This is a genomic window from Actinoplanes oryzae, from assembly GCF_030757795.1.
Taxonomy (GTDB): Bacteria; Actinomycetota; Actinomycetes; order Mycobacteriales; family Micromonosporaceae; genus Actinoplanes.
This window is the reverse complement of record NZ_JAUQWH010000159.1, coordinates 1-20,694: the sequence shown is the minus strand read 5'-3', so window position 1 is coordinate 20,694 and position 20,694 is coordinate 1. Positions and strand designations below refer to the sequence as shown.

The window sequence follows — 20,694 nt, the reverse complement described above, 5'->3', positions numbered from 1 at the left end:
CCCGGCGCGCCCGGCTGCGGCTGGCCGCCTGGAGCCTGACCCCGGGAGCCGCGCCGGCCACCTGGGCGCAGCGCCGGTCGGTGCTGCCCGCCGGGCCGGCCGCCGGACCGTACGGGCTGCGCACGCGCGGCGTCGTCGTCGCCCTGGTGGGCACGGACGGCTCGGGCAAGTCCACCGTCGCCGAGGCGTTGCGGGCCGGGCTGCACGAGTTCGGCTTCGCCACGCGGGCGGCGTACTTCGGGATGGCCCGCGGCAACCTGCCCGGCGTGGCCCTCGCCCGCCGCGTTCTCGGCGTCGGCTCTTCCCCTCCCTCGGCTCCCTCGCCTCCCTCGGCTCCCTCGCCTCCCTCGCCTCCCTCGCCGACCGCGGCCGGGCAGGAACCGGTGCTCACCCACGCGCCCCTGCGCAAGGTCGCCGCCTGGATCTACGCGGGCGAGTACGTCTGGCGCTACCTCCGGCACGTCGCCCCGGCCGTGGCGAAGGGCGACGTGGTCGTGGCGGACCGCTGGGTCTACGACCTGCGGGAGTCGCCGTGGCCCGGCTCGCCGGCCGCGCGCGTGGCCGAGGCGATCGTGCCCGCGCCGGACGTGCTCGTGCTGCCGGACGCCCCGATCGAGCTCATCCACGACCGCAAGCCCGAACGCTCGCTCGCGGAGCAAAAAGCGCAGCAGGAGCGGTTCCGCCGGCTGCTCGCCGAACGTCCCGCCCGGCACGCCGAGATCGTGGTCGACACCTCGGGCCCGGACAGCTCGGTGGCGCCGGTGATCGAGGCTGTTGTGAGAGCGGCACACAGCCCGCGGTGACCACTGCGGTAGTGCCACGGCACCGGCGGATCCCCGGGTTCGAGGCGCGGGCCGCCCGGATGACCGCCGAGTCGGCGCTGCTCGGCCTGCTCGCCGGCGCCGCCGTGGTCGCGCCCTGGACCCGCGACGGCTACCTGCTGCTGCTCGACTGGGTCAGCGGCCCGCACCAGACGATGACCCCCGGCCTGTACGGGCTGGATCCCGCCGCGCTCGACGCGATGCCGTACCGGCTGTTCACCCAGGCCCTGCGCAACATCGTCGGGCCGGGCGCGGTGAGCTGGCTGATCATCCTCGGCTACTTCCCGGTGGCGGCGGGCGGCATCTCCGCGCTGGTCGGCGGCGGCCGGTCCCGGCGCTATCCGGCGGCGCTGTTCGTCTGCTGCAACCCGTTCGTCGTGGAGCGCCTGCAGGCCGGGCACACCGCGTTCCTGATGGTCGTCTCGCTGCTGAGCTGGCTGCTGGCCTCCGCGTTGCGGGCGCGCCGGCGGGGCTCGTGGTTCGCGGCACGCCCGGCCGGCTGGTACGCGCTGGCCATGGCGGTCGGCCCGCACGCCGCGTGGCTGGGCGGGCTGTGCCTGCTCGCCGTGGCGATGCTGCCGCGGCCGCGCAAGCGCGATCTGGTGCGTACGGTGCTGATGGTGCTGTCCGCGGGCGGCATCTACGCGTACGCGGTGGTGCTGGTGCTGAGCGCGATCCTGACGGTGAAGGTGGGGCGCGGCGACCTCGAGGTGTACGCCCCCCACGCCGGCCCCGGCGGGATGCTCGTGACCCTGGCGTCCCTGCGGGGCTTCTGGCGCGGCAGTGCCGACAGCAGTCCCCAGGTCGATGTCGGCCTGGTGGCGGGCCTGGCGATGGTGGCCGGCGCCGCGGTGGGGCTCGGGCTGCTGTGCCGCCGCGAGCCGCGCACCGGGGTCCCGCTGGCCGTGCTCGCCGGGGCCGGGCTGCTGCTCGGCGCCGGCATCCACGGACCGCTCGCGCCGGTCTACCGCTTCGCCTTCGACCACCTGCCGCTGTTCCAGGCGATGCGGGAGCAGCAGAAGTGGCTGTCCGTCACCATGATCGCGTACGCCGCCGGCGTCGGCGTGACCGCGGAAGCCCTCAAGGCCGTGTGCCTGTCGGCCCGCCCGTGGACCCACCGGCTGGCCAGTGGCGCGGCGCTGCTCGCGGTGTTCAGCGGCTACGCGGGTTCCGCCCCGTCGCTGTTCTGGGGGCTGGGCGGCAGTGTGCGGATCAGCCACTACCCGGACTCCTGGTACGCCGCCGACCGCATCATGGGCGCCGGCGACGAATCGGTGCTGTTCCTGCCGTGGCACGAGTACCAGCCGTTCGCCTTCACGGACTCGCGGACGGTGGCGACCCCGGCCGGCGCGTTCTTCCGCCGTCCCGTGCTGAGCAGCGACGCGGTCGAGCTGGGGGAGGTGCGGACCAACTCGTCGTCGCGGCGGACGGCGTACGTGCAGCGGCTCGTCGTGGACGGCGGCCACGGGAGCTTCGGCCGCCTGGTCGCCCCGCTCGGCGTCGGGTATGTGGCGCTGGCCCGGGACCGGGAGTCGGCGAGCTACCAGTGGCTGGACCGGCAGCGGGATCTGCAGGCGGTGCTGCGTACGGAGGAGATGGTCCTCTACGAGGTCCGCGCCGAGGGCACCGGGCGGGTCGGAGCCGCGCGCAGCGGGGACTACGCCGAGGCGGTCGATCTGGCCTCGGAGGGCGCGCTCGGCACCGAGGCGATCCTGCCCGGGGGTACGGCCTCCGGTCGCGTCCCCTCCGCCGAGTCCGGTGGCATCCGCCGCACGAGCTCCACGAGCTGGGCCGTCGCCCCCGGTACGCCCGGCTGGGTCGTCATCCCCGAGGAATGGTCCCCCGGCTGGCGGGCCGGCACCCTCCCGACCCGGCGCACGGCGGCCGGGACGGTGGCCGTCGAGGCGCGCGCGGAGGGCATGACCGTCAGTTATGCCCCGTGGCGCTGGCTGCGGCTGGGCCTGGCGGCGTCGCTGCTCACCCTGCTGGGGCTGATCGTGGCCGGCCTGGTCGAGCACCGGCGGGAGCTGCGGCGGTGGCTCTTCGTCACGCGGCCCGCGCCACCTGCTCCTCCCACTGCGCCGCCGGAGCCGCCTGCGGCAGGAGCTCGGCACGCGCGGGCCGGTACTGCCGGGTCAGGTGCAGCCGGCCGAAGATGACGAACGTGTCGCGGATCGTGCGCAGGATCGCCTTCGACGTGACCGTGGATCCGGCGACCCGCTCCTCGAGCCGCACCGGCGCGCCGACGAAGCCGCGGATGCCCGCCGCCTTGGCCGCCACGAAGAACTCCAGGTCGAAGGCGAAGCGGCGCTCCCGCATCCGGGGCAGCAGGGTGGCGAGCACGTCGCGGCGCAGCACCTTGCAACCCGTCTGGGTGTCGCGCATGCCCAGCAGGAACAGCATCGTCACCAGCGTCGAGTAGAACATCGACACGAGCTTGCGGAACGTGGAGGAGGCGCTGTCCGAGGCATGGTGCCGCTTGTCCGCGTACACGCCGGGGTGGTTGCCCGACCGCGCCGTCCGTAGGTAGTCGACCAGGTGCGCGGGGTCGATGTCGCCGTCCGCGTCGACGAAGCCGATCCACGAGCCGCGCGCCGCCGCGAAGCCCAGGTGCAGCGCCGCGCCCTTGCCCTGGTTGCGGCCGGCGGTGACCACCCGCACGCCGGGGAGGCCCTCGACCGTACGCTCCGAGCCGTCCGTCGAGCCGTCCGAGACCGCGATGATCTCGTACGCGACGCCCTCCGCCCGCAGCTTGCCGATCAGCTGCTCGACCGTGGGCCGCAGCGCCGCACCCGGGTTGTAGAAGGGCACGACCACCGTCAGCTCGACGCCGGGGTCCGCGGGGGACCAGAGGCGCGAGGCGTCGAACAGCTGGGCACGGCCGGTGCCGGTCTCGACGGCGGCGGAGGTGCTGGGGAGCGCTGAGGCGGTCATGCCCGTGTCGATCGGGGCGGACCCTCAATGCAGTCTCCGGCCTTCCTCAAGCCCGCCGCAAGGTTGCAGACCGGTTGTGGGCCGACTGGTCAATCCCGGCATTCGTGGCATTCTGGAGAGGTGACAGCCTCTCGTTTCCGCAGGTCGAGCGCGCTCGCGCTGGCCGGCCTGACGCTGGGTGCCGTCATGCTGCCGGGAGCCGCCCTCGCCGACGGCCCCGGCTACGGAGGCACGGCCGACGCCCTCACCGTGCAGTGGCAGGAGTCCTCCAGCGACCTGGCCGTCTACGCCGTCGGCTTCCGCGGCGGCTCGACCGTGCAGCTGCAGGTCGGCTCGCTGGACGACAGCACGGTCGCGGCGGACGTGTCGGGCGCTCTGCGGGTGCTCGTCGTGTCCGCGTCCTCGGCGGTCCAGGAGGCGGCCGACACCACCGTGCTCCGGGTGACCGGTTCCGCCGGCCCGGGCACCAGCATCCTGGTCACCGGCCAGACCCCCGCCGGCAGCCTGCGGACCCTGGTCGGCGCGGTGCCGCCCGCCTCGTCCGCGACCGGGGCGAGCGACCTCATCCCGTGGGCCGTGGCCGCGGCGGCGCTGACCGCGGGAGCCGTGTGGCTGGCCGCGCACAGGAAAAAGCCCGGCCGTCACCGGCCGGGCCGTCATCGCATGGCGTGAGCCTCAGGGCTCGAACCGGTAGCCGACGCCGCGCAGGGTGCGGATGTAGCGCGGGGACGAGGCCGACTCGCCGAGCTTCTTGCGCAGATTGCCGACGTGGACGTCGATGATGTGGTCGTCGCCGTACCAGTTGTCGCCCCAGACGTCCTCGAGCAGCTGCCCGCGGGTGAACGTGCGGCGCGGCGCGGAGGACAGCAGGTCCAGGATGCCGAACTCGATCTTCGTCAGCTCGAGCACGGCGCCGGCCAGGGTCACCTCGCGGACCTCGGGGTCGACGCGCAGGTCGCCGTACTCGCGGACGCTGGCACCCGGCCCGGCCGCCGTGCCGGCCCGCGGGCGGCGGCGCATCGCCTGGATGCGGGCCGCCAGCTCGCGCGGCGAGAACGGTTTGGTCACGTAGTCGTCGGCGCCCACGGACAGGCCCACGATCTTGTCCACCTCGTCGGCGCGGCCGGTGACCATGATGATGTAGGCGTCGGTGAACTGCCGGATCCGCCGGCACACCTCGATGCCGTCGACGTCGGGCAACCCGAGGTCGAGGATGGCGATGTCCGGCTTGTGGGCCTGCGCCTGCTCGACGGCGGCCGCGCCGTCGGTGACGGCGAGCACGTCGAAGCCTTCCTTCTCGAGCAGATGCGTGCAGAGCAGCGTGAACTCGGGCGAGTCCTCGACGACGAGCGCGCGTGGCCTGGACACGGGACCTCCGGGTAGAGCTGCGATGGGGCTGACATGCCTCTATTCGGTCGCCCGGCGCGTCACTTCAGCATTCGCTCAGGATCGGTCCGTGCCGGCGTGGATCAGGGCACGGTCGGGCAGGGGGCCGGGGCGGGCGAGGTAGTAGCCCTGGCCGTAGCGGACGCCCAGGTCGCGCAGGCGGTCGTACTCGTCGGTGGTCTCGATGCCCTCGGCGATGAGGATGGCGCCGATGTCCTCCGAGAAGCCCACGAGCGAGCGGGCCAGCGCCATCCGGACCGGGTCCTCGTCGATGCCGCGGGTCAGCGTGATGTCCAGCTTGATGATGTCCGGGCGCAGCTGCAGGATGTGGCTCAGGCTGGCGAAGCCCGCGCCCGTGTCGTCCACCGCGAGCAGGATGCCGGCGCCGCGCAGGACGTCGGTCACCGCGATGAGCGCCGGATAGTCGTGCACCTGGGCGTGCTCGGTGAGCTCGACCGCGATGCTGCGGTCGGCGTGGGACAGCAGGAAGGCGTGCACGCGCGGGGTGAGCAGCGCCTCCACCGACAGGTTCGCGGTGAGCATCGTGCCCTCGGGCATGTCGTCGAGGTGCTCGAAGGCCCGCTGCAGGGCGAGCAGCTCCAGCTCGACGCCGATGCCGGCGGCGGTGGCGGCGGTGAACGCGTCCACCGGGTTGGGGAAGTGCTGGTCGAAGCGGGCCAGGGCCTCGTAGGCCATGACGACGCCGTCCTGGAGCGAGACGACCGGCTGGAAGGTGGGCCGGATCGCCTGCGCGTCGATGATCGCCTGCAGGTCCCGCACCGTGGCGAGGGAGAGCGTCGTCGCTGTCATGCCGTCCCGATCGGCGGCGTCCCTCAAGCGGCTGTCTCGCCCGCCTCAAGAACGGCGCAAGGTGCAACCGGCCGACAACCTGGGCCGGCGGGCCCGGAAACGACCGGACCCCGGCTCGCCAGGGGCGGCCGGGGTCTCAAGGGGCGTGGGGACGGTGCGGTGCTCTTCAGGCGTGGGCGAGGGCGCGGGCTTCCTCCCGGGCGCGGTGCAGGCACTCGATCAGCTCGTACGGGTCGACCTCGGAGTCGGCGTCGACGTCGACGAACCCGATCCACGCGCCCCGGGCGGCGGCGAAACCGGCCTGCAGCGCGGCACCGCGGTCCTGGATGTCGGGCTGCGCGATGACCCGGGTGCGGGACAGGTCGTCGAGCGTGCGCTCCGAGCCGTCCTTCGTGCCGCCCGACACCGCGAGCACCTCGAAGGGGATGCCCTGGGCGTAGAGCGCGTCGGAGATGCGCTCGACCGTGCTGCGCAGCGCGGCGCCCGGGTTGTGGAAGGGGATCACGATGCTGAACTCGACGGCGGTGGGGTCCCCGTACTGCCACTCGGCGCGGTCGTTGCCGGCGATGACGACGGGGGGAACGGCGATGAGGTGTGCGACAGTCATGCCGCCTATGTCGGCACGCCACCTCAAGCCGCTCTCAACCCGTCTTCAAGGCCCGCGCAAAGCTCCGGAAGCCCTTGGGGTTGCCGTCCGGTTGCCCAGCGCCCCGGCCACGGGTTGCGCGCGGGTTGCCGGGTCCTCCCCGAGGAGGACGCCGGGTCGGTCCACGGTCCGACGTCGCCCTCCCCGCCCGCCTGGCGAAGCGCCGGGTGCCGGCCGGCGCGGTCGACGCCGCCCTCGCGGCGGTCGGGCTGGCCGAGCGGGCCTCGCACCGGCCGTCGGCGCTCTCCGGCGGGCAGCAGCAGCGGGTGGCGATCGCCCGGGTCCTGGTGCTGCGGGACGGCCTGCTGCACCACTCGCTGGTCCGCCCGTCGGCGGCCGACATCCTGGCGGCGCTGAAGTGATCCGGCTCCTCCTCTCCGACCTGCGCATCTGGGCGGGCGCTCTCGTAATCGCCGCGGGAGCCGCCGCCGTCGGCCTGGTGGTGGCCGCCCGACTGGAGACGGCGCTCGCCGTCCGCGGCATCGAGGGAGCGGCCATCGCCTCGATCGCGAGCACCGTGCTGGTGCTGGGCGCGGTCGCCGGATCGGTCGTGCTGTCCTCCGTCACCAACCTGACGGTCGCCCTGCAGCGCCGCGACTATGCGCTGTGGCAGCTCGTGGGCGTGCGGCCTGCCTCCGTCCAGGGTGTGGTCCTGGGTCAGCTCGCGCTCGTCGGCCTGCTCGGCGGCTCGGCAGGGAGCCGCTGTCGCGTCAGCGGGTGAAGCGCAGGGTGCGTACCTCGAAGGGGGTGAGCGACAACGCCACCGTGTCGACGCCTTCCGCGGGGCCTGAGGGCTGTTCCAGCAACGTGACCGTCGAGGCGCCGGTAATCGGGGCCCGGACGGTCAGGGTGCCCGTGGCGCGGCGGCCCTGGGACTCGTAGACGCGGACGATCAGGTCGCCGCTGCGGTCGTCGGCCAGTTTGACGCTGGAGACCAGGATGCTGTCGCTGTCCAGGGTGACCAGGGGTTCGACGCCGTGGGCGCCGGTGATCGTGCGGGGCGGGAGGTTGAGGTCGATGCCGGCGGCGGTGGCGGTGGCGAGGTCGGCGCCGATCACCAGGCCGAAGGCGGCGGTCTGGGGGCCCTGGTCGGTGGCCGGGTCGGGGAAGCGCGGCGCGCGTAGCAGCGACAGGCGGACCGTCGTGGTCACGCTCTCCGGGGAGGCGGCGTCGCGGGTGAGGTCGTAGCCGTACGTGGAGTCGGTGATCAGCGCGGCCCCGAAGCCGGGCTCCTCGACGTGGACGAAGCGGTGCATCGACGCCTCGAACTTGGCGGCTTCCCAGCTGGTGTTGGTGTGGGTGACCCGTTTCTGACAGCCGAACTGCGTCTCGGCGGACACCTGCTCGGCGCGGATGTCGAAGGGGAAGGCGACCTTGAGGAACTTCTCCGTCTCCCGCCAGTCGATCTCCTGCTCGACCCGGAGCGTACGGCTGCCCGGCGCGAGGGACAGCACCTGGCGGATCGACGACCGGGAGAAGGACCGCTCCACCACCACAGCCCCGTCGACGACGGTCAGCGAGTCGACGGTGCGGATGTCCGTCACGCGGTTGCGGTAGAAGCGGTCGACGTCCCAGGCGTCCCACATGTTCGGGAAGTCCTGGTGCAGCTGGAGCAGGTTGCCCGCCTGGCCGGGGGCGATGGCGTCACGCCCGGTGGCCAGGTCGACCGCCGACGTGATCAGGCCCTCCGGCGAGATGGTCACCCGGACGATCCCGTTGTCGAGGACGAAGCCGTCGGGGGCGACGGTGTCTGGAATGTCGGTAACGGCCGCGCCGAGCGCCGCCACGCCGTGCCGGGCGAAGGGCGCCGCGTTGAAGACGACCGATCTTGACCCGTCGCCGGCCAGGGCGCGGCAGGCGGAGTCGATGATGGCCAGCGCCTCGGAGGCGATGCGCGCGTACGTGGCGACGGCCTCCCGATGCACCCACGCGATCGAGGTCCCGGGCAGGATGTCGTGGAACTGGTGCAGCAGCACCTGCTGCCACAACGAGTCCAGTTCCTCGTACGGGTAGTCGACGCCGGCCCGGACCGCGGCCGTCGCCGCCCACAGCTCCGCCTCGATCAGCAGGTGCTCGCTGCGCCGGTTGCCCTGCTTCGTCCGGTGCTGGCTGGTGAGCGTGGCGCGGTGCAGCTCCAGGTAGAGCTCGCCGACCCACACCGGCGGGTGCGGCAGCTCGGCCCGCGCCCGGGCGAAGAAGTCGTCGGGGTGCTCCCAGGCGACCCGGGCGCTGCCCTCGAGGTCGGCCGTGCGCCGGGCGCGGCCCGCCATCTCGCGCGTGGTCCCGCCGCCGCCGTCGCCCCAGCCGACCGGGGCGATCGACGTCGTGGCCAGCCTGTTCTCCCTGTTCTGCCGGGTGGCCCGGGCCAGTTCGGCGCCGGACAGCTGGGAGTTGTAGGTGTCCATGGGCGGGAAGTGCGTGAAGACCCGCGAGCCGTCGATGCCCTCCCAGAGGAAGGTGTGGTGCGGGAACTTGTTGACCTGGTTCCACGAGATCTTCTGGGTGAAGAACCACTGGAAGCCGGCCCGCCTGATCAGCTGCGGCAGCGCGGGCGAATAGCCGAAGCTGTCGGGCAGCCACACGCCCTGGCACTCGACGCCGAACTCCTCGCGGAAGAACCTCTGCCCGTACGCGAACTGGCGCACCAGTGCCTCGCCGGTCGGCATGACCGTGTCGCTTTCGACCCACATGCCGCCGAGCGGGATGAACCGGCCGTCCTGCACGGCCTTGCGCACCCGCTGGTAGACCTCGGGGCGGTGCTCCTTGATCCAGGCGTACTGCTGGGCGCTGGACATCCCGTACTTGAAGTCGGGGTCGGCGTCGATCAACTCGGTCATGCTCGACGCCGTGCGGGCCGCCTTGCGGATCGTCTCGCGGACGGGCCACAGCCACGCGGAGTCGATGTGCGCGTGCCCGATCGCGGCGACCCGGTGCGCACTCGCCTCGGCGGGGGCGGCGAGCACGTCGCGCAACAGGGCACGCGAAGCCGGGGCCGTGCCCGAGATGTCCTGCAGGTCGAGCACGTCGAGAGCGTCGTCGAGCGCCTGCAGGATCCGCATGCGCCGCGGCCCCGACGCCGGCAGCTCGGCCTGCAGCTCGAGCAGCACGTCGATGTCCAGCGCCAGCTCGTAGACCTCCTCGTCGAGGAGCGCGAGGTCCATCCGCCGCGTGGTGTAGAGCGGCCGCTTCGACGACGTCTCGATGTCGCCCTCCCGCGTCGGCAGGAAGGGGTGGTAGTCGAGCAGCACCGGGTTCGCCGCCGCCTCGAGATAGAACTCGACGGTCTCCCCGGCGACCGGGATCCACTGGTTGCGCGGGTTGATCGATTTCACCGGCGTGCCGTCGGCCAGGTAGACCAGCGCCTCGCACTGGAAGCCCGGCATGTTGACGTCGAAGCCGAGGTCGACGAGCGCCTCGACCCGCTTGCCGTGCCACTCGGCGGGCACCTCGCCGCGCAGCCGGAACCACGTGGTGTTCCAGGCGGGACCCCACGGGGTGCCCACCTCATGGGGTGCGAAGGGAAGCGCGAGGCCCTCGGCCGGCGGGATCGGCTCGCCCGGCAGGGCGTGGGCGGCCACCTCCAGCGGGACCGTCGCGGGGTGAACGGCGGGCAGGATGCGCTCGGCCAGGACGCGGGTCGCGCGTCCGACGGTCAGCGTGATGTCGTCGTGCAACGAAGGACCTCTCTCACAGGGGGACGACGGCACCGGTGACGTCGCGGAGAACCTGGATGCCGCGGGCCTTGAGCAGAGCGGTGTCGGCGGCCAGGGAGGCGAGCACGATCTGCGGCCCGGGCCGGTCGCCGGTGACGCGGGCGAGCCAGGCGCGGTGGAACGCACCGGACGGCGACGTGGCCGCACGGTGCCCGGGCGCGAAGTCGTCGAGCACGATCGCCTCTGCTACAGGCTCGGGGGTGACCGCCGCGGATTTCAACTCCGCAATCGTGTCGCGGAATCGTGCGCCCGTCGGCTTGAGGGCGCCCGCCGCGGTGAACAGCCCGAGGTCGTACTCCAGCTCGGGGAAGTCGAGCAGGTCGCGGGACACGTCGTGGGAGCACCACCACGTGATGCCCGACACGCCGGCGACCGCGGCGGCGTGCCGGACAGTCTCGGCCAGGAACGCGGGGGTGTCCGCGGGATCGACGACGTTCGTCGGGGCGCCGACCTCCTGCAGCCACACCGGACGATCGGCGTCGGTGTGCCACGCGGCGGCGAGCTTGCACAGGTATTCGGCGTGGCGCACCGAGCCCGTGCCCATCCCGCCGTGGATCTGCGCGGTGCCGTTGAAGACCCACGAGTGCACGACCGTCTCGTCCCCGTGCGTGACGGCGTGCCGGGGGCCGAAGGGCTGGGCGTCGTCGTACCAGGCGGCGTCGTACATGGCGTGGGTGATCAATGTCCCCGCCGGCGCCGCCTGCCGGGCCGCCTCGGTGAGCTTGCGCAGCCACGCGTCCGCGCCGGCCGGGCTGACCGGGTGCGGCGTGGGATGCGGCGCGTGCGCGAACTGGTTCACCTCGTTGCCGAGCGTGACGCCCATCAGGTTGGGCCGGTCGGCCACCGCCTCGGTCAGCGCCCGTACGTAGTCCGCGAGCGACCCGACCACCGCCGGGTCGGTGAACATGTTGCGCCGGTGCCAGCTCTCCAGCCACGCGGGCACGAAGTCGAAGCTCGACAGGTGTCCCTGCAACGCGTCGACGTTCACGTCGAGGCCGAACTCGCCCGCGATGTCGACGACCGTGGCGACGTCCCGCAACGCCTGCGGCCGGATCAGCCCGCGGTTGGGCTGGATGTGCGGCCACAGCGGCAGCACCCGGACGTGATCCAGGCCCAGCCCCGCCAGCGCCGCGAAGTCGCGCCGCACGTCGGCGGGGGAGAAGTCCAGCCAGCTGTGGAACCAGCCGGCCGAGGGCGTGTAGTTGACACCGAATCTCATGGTCCCCATCTCATCCCTTGACGCCGCCCTCTTCGACGCCTTTGAAGAAGTAGCGCTGCAGCGCGCTGAACAGCACCGCGATCGGCAGGAAGGCGATCATCGTGCCCGCCGCGATCAGGCGCTGGTCCTGCGTGAACGTGCCGGACAGGTACTGCAGGCCGACGGTCAGCGTGAACTTGTCGGGCGAGGTCAGCACGATCAGCGGCCACAGGAAGTCGTCCCACGCCGCGATGAACGAGAAGATCGCGACCACGGCGAGGGTGCCGCGGACCGACGGCAGCGAGACCCGCAGCAGCCGTTGCCACGCGTTCGCGCCGTCGACGATCGCGGCCTCGTCGATGTCCTGCGGCAGGGCCCGGAAGGCGTTGAACATGAGCAGCACATTGAGCGCCGAGATCATCGTCGGCAGCGCGACGCCCAGCAGCGTGTCCGCCAGCCCCAGATCGCGGATGGTGACGAACTGGGAAATGATCGTCACCTCGCCCGGCAGGACGAGCGTGGCCAGGAACAGCCCCAGCACGATGCCCCGGCCCCGGAAACGCAGCCGGGCGATCGCATAGCCGGCGAAGGTGGTGAAGATCAGGTTCCCGCCCACGGTCAGCAGGGCGACGAGCAGCGAGTTCCCGATGTATCGCCAGACGGGAATCGCGTCCGCCACCCGCGCGTAGTTGGCCAGAGTCGGCTGCTGCGGGACGAACGACGGCGTCGCTGTGTAGATGTCCTCGCCGGCGCCCTTCAGCGACGTCGACAGCTGCCACAGGAACGGGCCGACGGTGATCACGAGGACCAGGACCAGCAGGGCATAGCGCAGCGTCTTCACCGGTCACCTCGGCTGTTGAGGCGGGCCAGCACGATCATCGGCACCACCGCGACGACGAAGAGCAGCACGCTCAGCGCCGACGCGTAGCCCAGGTCGCCGTAGAAGCCGCGGGCGTACTGCTGGATGAGCATGACGAGCGACGAGTCCTGGCCGCCGGGGCCGCCCTTGCCGCCGGTGAGCAGGTAGAGCTCGGAGAAGACGCGCAGCGCCGCCACGCTGACCAGGATCGCGACCAGGAAGATCGTGCCGCGGACGCCGGGCACGGTCACGCTCCAGAAGCGCCGGATCGGGCCGGCGCCGTCCATCACGGCGGCCTCGTGCAGATCCTTGCGCACGTTCCCGAGCGCGGCCAGGTAGACGATCATGTAGTAGCCGAGGCCCTTCCACACGGTCAGGCTGACCGCGCTGATGATGAGCAGCCAGCGGTCGGTGAGGAAGGGCAGCGGTTCCCGCAGGACGTGCAGCCGCAGGGCCAGGTTGTTGATGAATCCGCGGTCGTCGAGCATCCACGTCCACATGAGACCGACGACCACGGCGGACGCGATCACCGGGACGTAGAAGGCCGTCCGGAAGAACGCGATGAACCTGAGCTGCTTCTCGACCAGGATGGCGATGAGCAGCGGCAGCACGGTCAGCAGCGGCAGGCAGATCGCCAGGTAGACGACGCTGTTGAGCAGAGCGTCGGCGACCTGGCTGTCGTGCAGCATGTCGGTGTAGTTGCGCAGCCCGACGTAGCCGGTGTCGCCGCCCAGCGGCTTGGCGTCGGTGAAGGACAGCCGCAGCGTGTTGATCGAGGGCCAGATGCTGAACCCCAGCACCGAGATCAGTGCCGGGGCGACCAGCACCCACGGGGTGAACCAGCGATGGGATCTCATGCGGCTACTGGCGGGCCAGCATCTGGTTCATCTTGGTCACGGCGTCGCCGAGCGCCTGCTTGCTGCTCACGTCGCCCTTGACGGCGAGGGCGATCTGCTGGTCCAGGATCGTCTGCATCGCCGGGTTGACCTCGTACGGCTGCAGGTTCTTCGCGGTCTTGAGCTCCTCGAAGGCCAGCGCCCGCGCCTTGCCGACCGGCGTGCCGTCATCCTTCGAGAAGTACGCGTCGGAGGCCGACGCCGTCGTCGACGGGAACACGTTCACGAGGTGGCCGAACTTGTTCTGGTTGTCGGCGTTGGTGACCCATTCGGCGAGGGCCCGGGCCGTCGCCTTGTGCTTGCTCTTGTCCGAGACGCTCAGTCCCTGGACGTACAGGGGCGGGGTGTCCAAGGCCTTGCTGACCGTGACCTGGCCCTTCAGGCTGGGGTTGTCCTTCTCGAAGTCGGCGAGGCTGGTCGCGCCGCCGGTGGTCCACGCGACCTTGCCCTGCGTGAAGAGCTTCGAGTTGCCCTGGTAGTCGGAGTTCAGCACGGTCGGCGGCAGGTAGCCGTTCCGGAACGCGTCGCGGTACTGGTCGACGATCCCGGCGGCCTGGTCGGTGTTGAAGACGAACTTCGTGCCGTCGTCGCTGAGCGTCGGGATGCCGGCGAGCGTGAAGTCGATGATGGTCGGCTTGCGGCTCATCAGGTACTCGTCGGGGCACTTGGCGTGCATGGTGGCCGCCTGCGCGAACAGCTCCTGCGTGGTGGCCGGCGGCCGGTCCGCGTCGAGCCCGCACTTGGCGAACTTGGTCTTGTTCCAGTAGTCCAGGTCGGTGTTCAGGTACCAGGGGTAGCCGTAGACGCCGTCCGTGCCCTTGAACTTGTACGCGTCGATCGAGCCGGCGACATAGGTGGCGCCGAGGTCCACGCCCGCGTCCTTGCTCACATCGACGAGCAGGTCCTGCTGCGCCAGCGGCAACGCGAAGTCCGGCGGCAGGTTGATCACGTCGGGCAGCGTGTTCGAGGCCGCCTGCGAGAGCACCTTGTCCGAGTAGCCGTCGCCGGGCTGGTCGAGCAGCTCGACCTTGGTGCCCGGGTACTTGGCCTCGAAGCCCTTGATCACCTCGTTGAGGTAGTCGGTGAACTTGGGCGTGAGGGCCCAGGTCTGCAGCGTGACGGTGCCGGTGATCTCGTCGCCGCCGGAGTCGTCGTCGCCCGAGCCGCCGCATCCGGCGAGGGTGAGGGCGATCGCTGTCAAGGCGGCAACGGAAGCATTTCTGATTCGCATGTGAACTCCTGCCATCGAGAGTCATTCGCGTCAGCGGGATCGATGCTCGTTAACTAAAGCGATATAGTCAATGGCGCGGAGAAGAAAGTTGGCGCCGTTGAGGAGGCTCTAAACCGCTACAGTGACGCCGTGGGAAATCGGCCGACGATCGCGGACATCGCCCAGCGCGTCGGGGTGTCGCCGGGCGCGGTCTCGTTCGCGCTCAACGGCCGCCCCGGGGTCAGCGAGCAGACCCGCGCGCGCATCCTCGAGGTCGCGCGGGAGATGAACTGGCGGCCGCACCGCGCGGCCCGGGCCCTGGGTGGCTCCCAGGCCGGCGCGGTCGGGCTGGTCCTCGCCCGCGACCCGCGCACGCTCGGCAGCGAGCAGTTCTACACCCAGATCCTCTACGGCATGCAGGACGCGCTGTCGGCCCGCTCGTTCGCGGTGCAGATGCAGCTCGTCCGCGACACCGAGGCGGAGATCGCCCTCTATCGCGACTGGGCCTCCGAGCACCGCGTCGACGGCCTGCTCCTGGTCGACCTGCAGGTGGACGACCCGCGGCCGGCGATCCTCGACGAGCTGCGCCTGCCCTTCGTGACGCTCGGCTCGACGGGCGATCCGGGCCGGCCCAGCGTCTGGGCGGACGACGCCGCGGCCATGGTCACGATCGTCGACTATCTGGCGACGCTCGGGCACCGGCACGTGGCCCACGTGTCCGGGCCGCCGATCTACCGGCACACCGCCCGGCGGGTCGCCGCCCTGCACGAGCACGCCGTCCTGCGCGGCCTGGACGCCGGCGAGTCGGTGTCCACGGACTTCAGCGACGCCCAGGGCGCGGCCGCCACGCGGGCCCTGCTGTCCCGCCCGCGGCCGCCGACCGCGATCATCTACGACAGCGACCTGATGGCGGCGGCCGGTCTGGGGGTCGCGCTGGAGCTGGGCGTACGCGTCCCGCGGTCGCTCTCGATCGTGTCCTTCGACGACTCGGTGCTCACCCGGATCGTGCACCCGCAGCTGACGTGCCTGTCCCGGGACACGTACGCCCTCGGTGCCCAGGTGGCGGAGAGCCTGCTGCAGCTCGTCGCCGACCCCGCGACCGGGCACAGCATCCAGGCGGAGACCCCGCGGCTCGTGGTGAGAGGCAGCACCGCGCGGCCGTGAGCCACATCCGCGCCGGGGTGCCGTACGTTTGACGGGCCATGGGTGTCATCGACCTGGACCTGCCTCCCGCCGCCCGGCCGCTCCCGGCCCGCCGGAGGCCCCGGGTCGTGCTCGCCGCCGCCGGGATCCTCGCCGCGGGCATGGCCCTGGGCGGTGCCGGCGCGTGGGCGTGGTCGGCGCACCACCAGCGCGCCGAGGTCGCCGTCGTCCTGCTCGCCGACGCGGGGCCGCAGGCCAACGACGGCGGCGTGGGCGGCACGGTCCTGCACGGCCGGGTCACCGACGCCTCGCTCACCCGCCGCGTCGTGCTCGTGAACGCCGGGCCGCTGCCGATCGACCTGCGGGCCCTGGAGACCGACCGCCCGGGCCTCACCCTGCACGGCACCGACCAGCAGCGCTGGATCGAGCCGGGGCAGTCCACGCCGATCGACGCGGACATCCGGATCCTGTGCCGCAGCGGGCTGCCGATCACGAAGCTGCCCGTGCGCCTCACCGTCCGCACCGCCGACAACCGCGAGCGGACCGCCGTCACGACCCTCGACGCGGGCCAGTGGAACGAACCGGCCCGCATCGCGTGCGCGGGTGACCTGCTCTAGGGTGTTTCGGCCGCCCCGTCCAACAGATCCTGGCTAGAAGGTGCGGCCCTCGCAGTTGACCTTCTTGTCGGGCTTGTCGCCGCGGCAGTCGTCCAGGCCCGGGCCGCCGTCCATCGCGTCCTTGGTGACCGGCGCAAAGTCCTCGTCGGCGAAGACGATGTCGTTGCCGTAGCCGCCGGAGAGCACGTCCGCACCCCGGTCGCCCGACAGGAAGTCTTCGTCGTTGCCGCCGTAGAGGTGGTCGGCGCCGGCGTCCCCGTTGAGGTGGTCGTGACCGTCGTCGCCGTAGAGCCAGTCGTTGCCGCTCTGCGGGTTGTGCGACTCCTCGATGATGTCGTCGTCGCCGGCGCCGCCGTGCACGAGGTCGGAGCCGTCGCCGCCCCAGATCGTGTCGTTGCCGCCGTTGGCCCAGATCTTGTCGTTGCCGGTGCCCCCGGTCAGCCGCTCGCCGCGCGGCCCGCCGACGATGCTGTCCTTGGCGCTGCCGCCGTCGAGGGTGCCGCCGAGGCCGGACTTGTTGGTGATCGAGTCGTTGCGGTCGTAGGTGTAGACCCGGATCCAGGTCGGGTCCTTCTTCGGGGTGCACCGCACCTTCGTCTTGTCGCCCTTGACCGCCGCGCAGCCCTTGCCGGCCTTGACCGCGACGACGTCGTCGATGATGATCGTGCGCCCGGAGCGGGTGACGACGACCTTGTTCTGCTTCCCCTGGGCGGCCTTGTAGACGACCTTCATGGTCTCCACGACCGAGGCCACCCCCGTGGTGGCGGCCTGGGCGGGCGTGGCGGTCAGCGCGGCGACCGAGGCCGTGGCGAGCAGTGACAATCCGGCAAAACGGCGCACGTGCGCGATCCTCCCCGTGGACGATGAATGGCCGGAACGGTACCGTCCCGTCGCGCAAAAGTCACTCCTTCGTGAAGGCCTCCTTGCAGTGCGGCAGGAAGGCCCGCAGCACGGTTGTCTCGCTGCGCCACACCAGCGTCACGGGCAGGGGCAGGTCCTCGACCGGCACCGCCGTCAGCCCCGGATGCTCGGCGACCGCCGACGCGTGCAGCACCGCGACCCCGAGCCCGCGGGCGGCGAGCTCGGCGATGGCCTCCGGCGCGGTCGCCTGCAACACCACGGTCGGATGCAGGCCCGCCGTGGCGCAGGCGTCGTCCAGCGCGCCGCGCACACCCATGCCGGGCGGAGGGCAGATCAACGGGTACGCACACAGCCGCCGAAGCGACACACTGGACTCCTCGGCGAGCGCGTGATCGGCGGGCACCGCCGCGGTCAGCCCCGCCCGGACGACCGTGTGCCCCGTCAGTCCCGTCGGATCGTCGCCGACCAGCGCGATGTCCGTCTCGTCCGTCCGCACCCGCGCCACGAGGGTCGCCGAGTCGGCCTCGACCAGCGAGATCTCGATCGTCGGAAACTCCCGGTGGAAGGAGGCCACCGCCTCGAACAGCGCCGTCACGGTGCACCCGGTGACCATGCCGACCCGCAACCGTCCCCGGACCAGCCCGGTGACCTCGGCGACGGCCTGCCGGACCGCCTCGGCGCCGGCCAGGGCGCTCCGGGCGTACGGCAGGGCGGCCTGCCCCGCGGCGGTCAGCCGCACCGAGCGCGACGACCGGTCGAAGAGCCGCACGCCGAGGTCCCGCTCGATCTGTCTGATCTGCGTGCTGACGCCGGACTGGGTGAGATGCAACCGCCCCGCGGCCTTGGTGAACCCGGCCTCCTCGGCCACCGCGACGAAACACTCGAGCTGCCACAGATCCATACCCACGTATAGTAGTCACACCGCTAGACTAGTCACTCTTCCAGTCATGGGTATCAGGTCCGCCGGTCGCACGGACTCCTGGTGGAGGCCCCGGCGCGGCCGCCGGGCCCGGTGCTCCACGGCGGACGGACCGGCAGTGATCACACGTGAGTGAACGCGCTTTCGCGCACCGGTCGCGTTAGCCTGCGGGTGTGAAGCTCAAGCTGAAGCTGTCCCGGCAGCAGCTCATCGTGCTCGGCATCGCCGTGCTCGTGGTGGTCGCGCTGTTGTTCAGCCGTGCCAACGGCGACGACGCTGCTCAGGGGCCGGGTCCGCTCGACGCCGCGGCCGGCCAGGCGTGCACCGACTTCGACGCGGGCTATCCCGACGCGCGCACCAAGACGGCCCGGCTGGCCCTGGCCGACAAGGTCATGCAGTCCACCGGCAAGTCCGAGAACGACCAGATCGCCGAGCGCGCGGCGGAGCTGGGCCGCAGTGCCGGCGACGGCGGCACCGAGTGGAAGACCTCGGCCGGAGCCCTCACCACCGCCTGCCGCGACGCCGGCTGGAAGGCGCCCTAGGGTCGCCTCGCGACGACGTGGAAGACGTGCCAGTGCTTGTCGCCGCCGTAGGCCGGCCCCGGCGCGTCCTCCTCGTCCCACATGATCACGTCGAGACCGGTGACCAGGGCCCGGGCCTCGGCGGCGGTCAGGAACGTCTCGCCCTCGGTGCCCGCCCACTCGTCGTGGTCGCCGAAGAGGTTCACGGCGAGCACGCCGCCCGGCCGCAGCGCGCCCCGGATCAGCGCCCAGATCCGGTCGAAGGATTCCCGCGGCTGGTAGGGCAGCGCGTATCCGGAGTAGATCAGGTCCGCCGGCGGCAGGGTGGTCAGGTCGGCGTAGTGCAGGTTCGCGACGGTGAGTCGATCGTGGACGCCGCCGACCGTGCGGCGGATCACCTCCTCGGTGCCGGGCGCGCCGTCGATCGCGTGCACCCGCCAGCCGGCGTCGAGCAGGGCGCGGGTCTCCACACCGGCGCCGCAGCCCAGGTCGATCGCGGCGCGCCCGCGGCCCGGGCCGGCGGTGGCCGCGGCGCGGATCAACAGGTCCCGGGCCGGGCGGCTGCCCCGCACGGCGTTGTAGGCCACCCAGTGCGCATCGTCGTGGGTCACTGTCACCATTCCTTCCGGTTGTTCCGCCCGACCCGCCGAAATCGCGGAAGATCGCAGTCGACAAGCTGACAGGGTGCCACGCCGTCGCAGGCGGGCGGCGGTTTGCGGCTTTCCGGCGGGCTCCGGCGCGGGCGCGTGGGAGCGTTGCGCAGGTCACGGGCACTGGCCGAGGCCGGGTCCCTCCGGGCAGGATCAGGCGCATGACCAGCCCGGGCGGCCTGCCGTACCCGATCACTCTGCGCGGTGACGGCATCGTGTTGCGTGAGTGGCGGGACGAGGATCTCGACGAGCTGGTGACGTTGCTCGACGAGCCGGCGATCGCCCGGTGGACGCCGATGACGTCGCCGTTCGACACCGCGGCCGGGATCGCGTACCTGAAACGGGCCCGGCAGGGACGCCTGAGCGGGCGCCGCATGCAGCTGGCCGTGACGGCCGACGGGGAGCGGCCGCTGGGCGAGGTGCTGCTCTTCGGCGTCGACGCCGGCCTGCGGGAGGCGGAGCTGGGCTATCTGGTGGGCGCGCCCTACCGCCGGCGCGGGCTGGCCTCCCGGTCGCTCACCCTCCTTTCCGGGTACGCGAGGAGCACGCTCCACCTCGGCCGCCTGCTCCTGCGCATCGACCCCGCCAACACGGCGAGCACCGCCGTGGCGCGGCACTGTGGCTACCGGCTGACGGGGGAGCCCCCGATCCTGCAGGAGGGACCGTGGGGTCCGAGCAGCCTCGACACGTGGGAGCTCGTCGCCGGCGGGGCCAACAGCCGCTCCGAACGACTGAGAAACGTCGCCGCGAGGCGGTACGGTCGCCGCACCTGAATGCGATCGGGAGTGGGCGCACATGGACGTGAGTCGCGAGCAGGCGATGGCCTACCGGGTGACGGCTCTCGGGCTGGCCGAGCGGTCCTCGGCGCGCCCGGCCGATCTGCCCGTGCTCGACCTCGGCATCCAGGAATACACGCCGGGCTCCGAGCGCGTCGCCCTGGCGGCTCGCACCGACGCGGAGCCGGCCGACGACCGGCTCGTCACCGTCTGGGCCGCCCGGGGCGCCCCGCACCAGCACCGGCGCGCCGACCTCGAGCGGCTCGTCCAGGCCCTGTGGCCCCTCGGCGACTCCGATGCCGCCGCCCGCACCAAGAGCGCGCAAGTTCCCGGGGCACAGCGGCTCGGCGTCGAGGCGATCCGTGCCACCGCCCGGGCGTTCCGCGAGGTCGTGACGGGCCCGATGCCGCGCGGCGAGGTGAGCACCGAGGTCAGCAAGCGGATCCCGGCCGAGCTCACGTACGACTGCCGGACCTGCGCCGCCCGGCACGTCGCGGGCACGGTGTGGCAGCCGGCGGGCCTGCCCGGGGGAGTGCTGGTCGCCTCGCGGGGCCGCGACGCCCTGCTGGCTCCGATCGCCGGCGCCCCGCCGCTGCCGGAGCGCAATGCGGGGATCGGCGAGCTGATCACGGCGTACCTGCGGTTTCTCGGCCCGGCGGGTCCGGCGGAGGTGGCGCGCTATCTCGGCACGACCGCGACCGAGCTCAAGGCGGTCTGGCCGGCCGGGCTGGACG

The 20,694-nt window shown here is 72.3% G+C and carries 21 protein-coding genes and 1 pseudogene; 10 read left to right on the top strand and 12 right to left on the bottom strand.

The window, feature by feature from the left end; all coding sequences use genetic code 11:
• Positions 1–803, top strand: a pseudogene (locus RBH18_RS35180) (thymidylate kinase); the annotation flags it as partial.
• Positions 800–2,980, top strand: a complete 2,181-nt coding sequence (locus RBH18_RS35175; RefSeq protein WP_306214810.1) for a hypothetical protein — start codon at positions 800–802, stop codon at positions 2,978–2,980. The pseudogene RBH18_RS35180 and the gene RBH18_RS35175, both read left to right, overlap by 4 nt.
• On the opposite strand, the gene RBH18_RS35170 is transcribed toward RBH18_RS35175, so the two are convergent.
• Positions 2,868–3,755: a glycosyltransferase family 2 protein gene (locus RBH18_RS35170; protein ID WP_306214809.1), complete on the bottom strand. Its 888-nt coding sequence runs from the start codon at positions 3,753–3,755 to the stop codon at positions 2,868–2,870. The two genes, RBH18_RS35175 and RBH18_RS35170, sit on opposite strands and share 113 nt — an antisense overlap.
• A gap of 120 nt (positions 3,756–3,875) precedes the next feature.
• On the opposite strand from RBH18_RS35170, the gene RBH18_RS35165 reads away from it, so the two are divergent.
• The gene (locus tag RBH18_RS35165) at positions 3,876–4,427 is read left to right on the top strand and encodes a hypothetical protein (RefSeq protein ID WP_306214808.1); all 552 of its coding nucleotides are present in this window, start codon (positions 3,876–3,878) and stop codon (positions 4,425–4,427) included.
• 3 nt (positions 4,428–4,430) lie between these two features.
• Here RBH18_RS35165 and RBH18_RS35160 read toward each other — a convergent pair whose 3' ends face one another.
• The 3 genes from RBH18_RS35160 to RBH18_RS35150 form a co-directional block, all read right to left on the bottom strand.
• Positions 4,431–5,123: a response regulator transcription factor gene (locus tag RBH18_RS35160; RefSeq protein WP_306214807.1), complete on the bottom strand. Its 693-nt coding sequence runs from the start codon at positions 5,121–5,123 to the stop codon at positions 4,431–4,433.
• 75 nt (positions 5,124–5,198) lie between these two features.
• Positions 5,199–5,951, bottom strand: coding sequence for an EAL domain-containing protein (locus tag RBH18_RS35155; RefSeq protein ID WP_306214806.1), 753 nt, complete (start codon positions 5,949–5,951; stop codon positions 5,199–5,201).
• A 166-nt stretch (positions 5,952–6,117) separates the two neighbouring features.
• Positions 6,118–6,558: a glycosyltransferase family 2 protein gene (locus tag RBH18_RS35150; RefSeq protein ID WP_306214805.1), complete on the bottom strand. Its 441-nt coding sequence runs from the start codon at positions 6,556–6,558 to the stop codon at positions 6,118–6,120.
• A 206-nt stretch (positions 6,559–6,764) separates the two neighbouring features.
• Between RBH18_RS35150 and RBH18_RS35145 the strand changes: the two genes are divergently transcribed.
• The gene (locus tag RBH18_RS35145; protein ID WP_306214804.1) at positions 6,765–6,959 is read left to right on the top strand and encodes an ATP-binding cassette domain-containing protein; all 195 of its coding nucleotides are present in this window, start codon (positions 6,765–6,767) and stop codon (positions 6,957–6,959) included.
• Positions 6,956–7,318, top strand: a complete 363-nt coding sequence (locus RBH18_RS35140) for a hypothetical protein (protein ID WP_306214803.1) — start codon at positions 6,956–6,958, stop codon at positions 7,316–7,318. Before RBH18_RS35145 ends, RBH18_RS35140 begins: the two co-directional genes overlap by 4 nt.
• Here the strand turns inward: RBH18_RS35140 and RBH18_RS35135 are convergent.
• Genes RBH18_RS35135 through RBH18_RS35115 form a run of 5 tightly spaced genes read right to left on the bottom strand, consistent with a single transcriptional unit; the run spans position 7,308 to position 14,494 of the window.
• Positions 7,308–10,271 carry an alpha-mannosidase gene (locus RBH18_RS35135; RefSeq protein WP_306214802.1) on the bottom strand — a complete coding sequence of 988 codons (2,964 nt, stop codon included), beginning with the start codon at positions 10,269–10,271 and terminating at the stop codon, positions 7,308–7,310. The genes RBH18_RS35140 and RBH18_RS35135 overlap by 11 nt on opposite strands.
• Positions 10,272–10,284: 13 nt before the next feature.
• Positions 10,285–11,529: a glycoside hydrolase 5 family protein gene (locus tag RBH18_RS35130; protein ID WP_306214801.1), complete on the bottom strand. Its 1,245-nt coding sequence runs from the start codon at positions 11,527–11,529 to the stop codon at positions 10,285–10,287.
• Between the two features lie 10 nt (positions 11,530–11,539).
• Positions 11,540–12,349 (bottom strand): carbohydrate ABC transporter permease, encoded by an 810-nt coding sequence (locus RBH18_RS35125; RefSeq protein WP_306214800.1) that lies wholly within the window; start codon positions 12,347–12,349, stop codon positions 11,540–11,542.
• A complete protein-coding gene (locus RBH18_RS35120) occupies positions 12,346–13,224 on the bottom strand; it encodes a carbohydrate ABC transporter permease (RefSeq protein ID WP_306214799.1) in 879 nt (292 codons plus the stop codon). The genes RBH18_RS35125 and RBH18_RS35120 overlap by 4 nt, the downstream gene beginning before the upstream one ends.
• Before the next feature lie 4 nt (positions 13,225–13,228).
• On the bottom strand, positions 13,229–14,494 hold the full coding sequence (locus RBH18_RS35115; RefSeq protein WP_306214798.1) for an ABC transporter substrate-binding protein: 1,266 nt from the start codon (positions 14,492–14,494) through the stop codon (positions 13,229–13,231).
• A 129-nt stretch (positions 14,495–14,623) separates the two neighbouring features.
• On the opposite strand from RBH18_RS35115, the gene RBH18_RS35110 reads away from it, so the two are divergent.
• Positions 14,624–15,637 (top strand): LacI family DNA-binding transcriptional regulator, encoded by a 1,014-nt coding sequence (locus RBH18_RS35110; RefSeq protein WP_306214797.1) that lies wholly within the window; start codon positions 14,624–14,626, stop codon positions 15,635–15,637.
• A 38-nt stretch (positions 15,638–15,675) separates the two neighbouring features.
• Entirely contained in the window at positions 15,676–16,233 is a 558-nt protein-coding gene (locus RBH18_RS35105; RefSeq protein ID WP_306214796.1) for a hypothetical protein, read from the top strand.
• Positions 16,234–16,266: 33 nt separating this feature from the next.
• Here RBH18_RS35105 and RBH18_RS35100 read toward each other — a convergent pair whose 3' ends face one another.
• Entirely contained in the window at positions 16,267–17,073 is an 807-nt protein-coding gene (locus RBH18_RS35100; protein ID WP_306214795.1) for a calcium-binding protein, read from the bottom strand.
• A gap of 61 nt (positions 17,074–17,134) precedes the next feature.
• Positions 17,135–17,995, bottom strand: coding sequence for a LysR family transcriptional regulator (locus tag RBH18_RS35095; RefSeq protein ID WP_306214794.1), 861 nt, complete (start codon positions 17,993–17,995; stop codon positions 17,135–17,137).
• A gap of 191 nt (positions 17,996–18,186) precedes the next feature.
• Here RBH18_RS35095 and RBH18_RS35090 point away from each other — a divergent pair, with 191 nt between their 5' ends.
• Positions 18,187–18,555, top strand: a complete 369-nt coding sequence (locus tag RBH18_RS35090) for a hypothetical protein (RefSeq protein WP_306214793.1) — start codon at positions 18,187–18,189, stop codon at positions 18,553–18,555.
• Here RBH18_RS35090 and RBH18_RS35085 read toward each other — a convergent pair.
• The gene (locus RBH18_RS35085) at positions 18,552–19,145 is read right to left on the bottom strand and encodes a class I SAM-dependent methyltransferase (RefSeq protein ID WP_306214792.1); all 594 of its coding nucleotides are present in this window, start codon (positions 19,143–19,145) and stop codon (positions 18,552–18,554) included. The two genes, RBH18_RS35090 and RBH18_RS35085, sit on opposite strands and share 4 nt — an antisense overlap.
• Before the next feature lie 200 nt (positions 19,146–19,345).
• Between RBH18_RS35085 and RBH18_RS35080 the strand changes: the two genes are divergently transcribed.
• Entirely contained in the window at positions 19,346–19,957 is a 612-nt protein-coding gene (locus tag RBH18_RS35080; protein WP_306214791.1) for a GNAT family N-acetyltransferase, read from the top strand.
• Positions 19,958–19,979: 22 nt separating this feature from the next.
• The coding region (locus tag RBH18_RS35075) for a DNA glycosylase AlkZ-like family protein (protein WP_306214790.1) at positions 19,980–20,694 on the top strand (715 nt) is incomplete at its 3' end.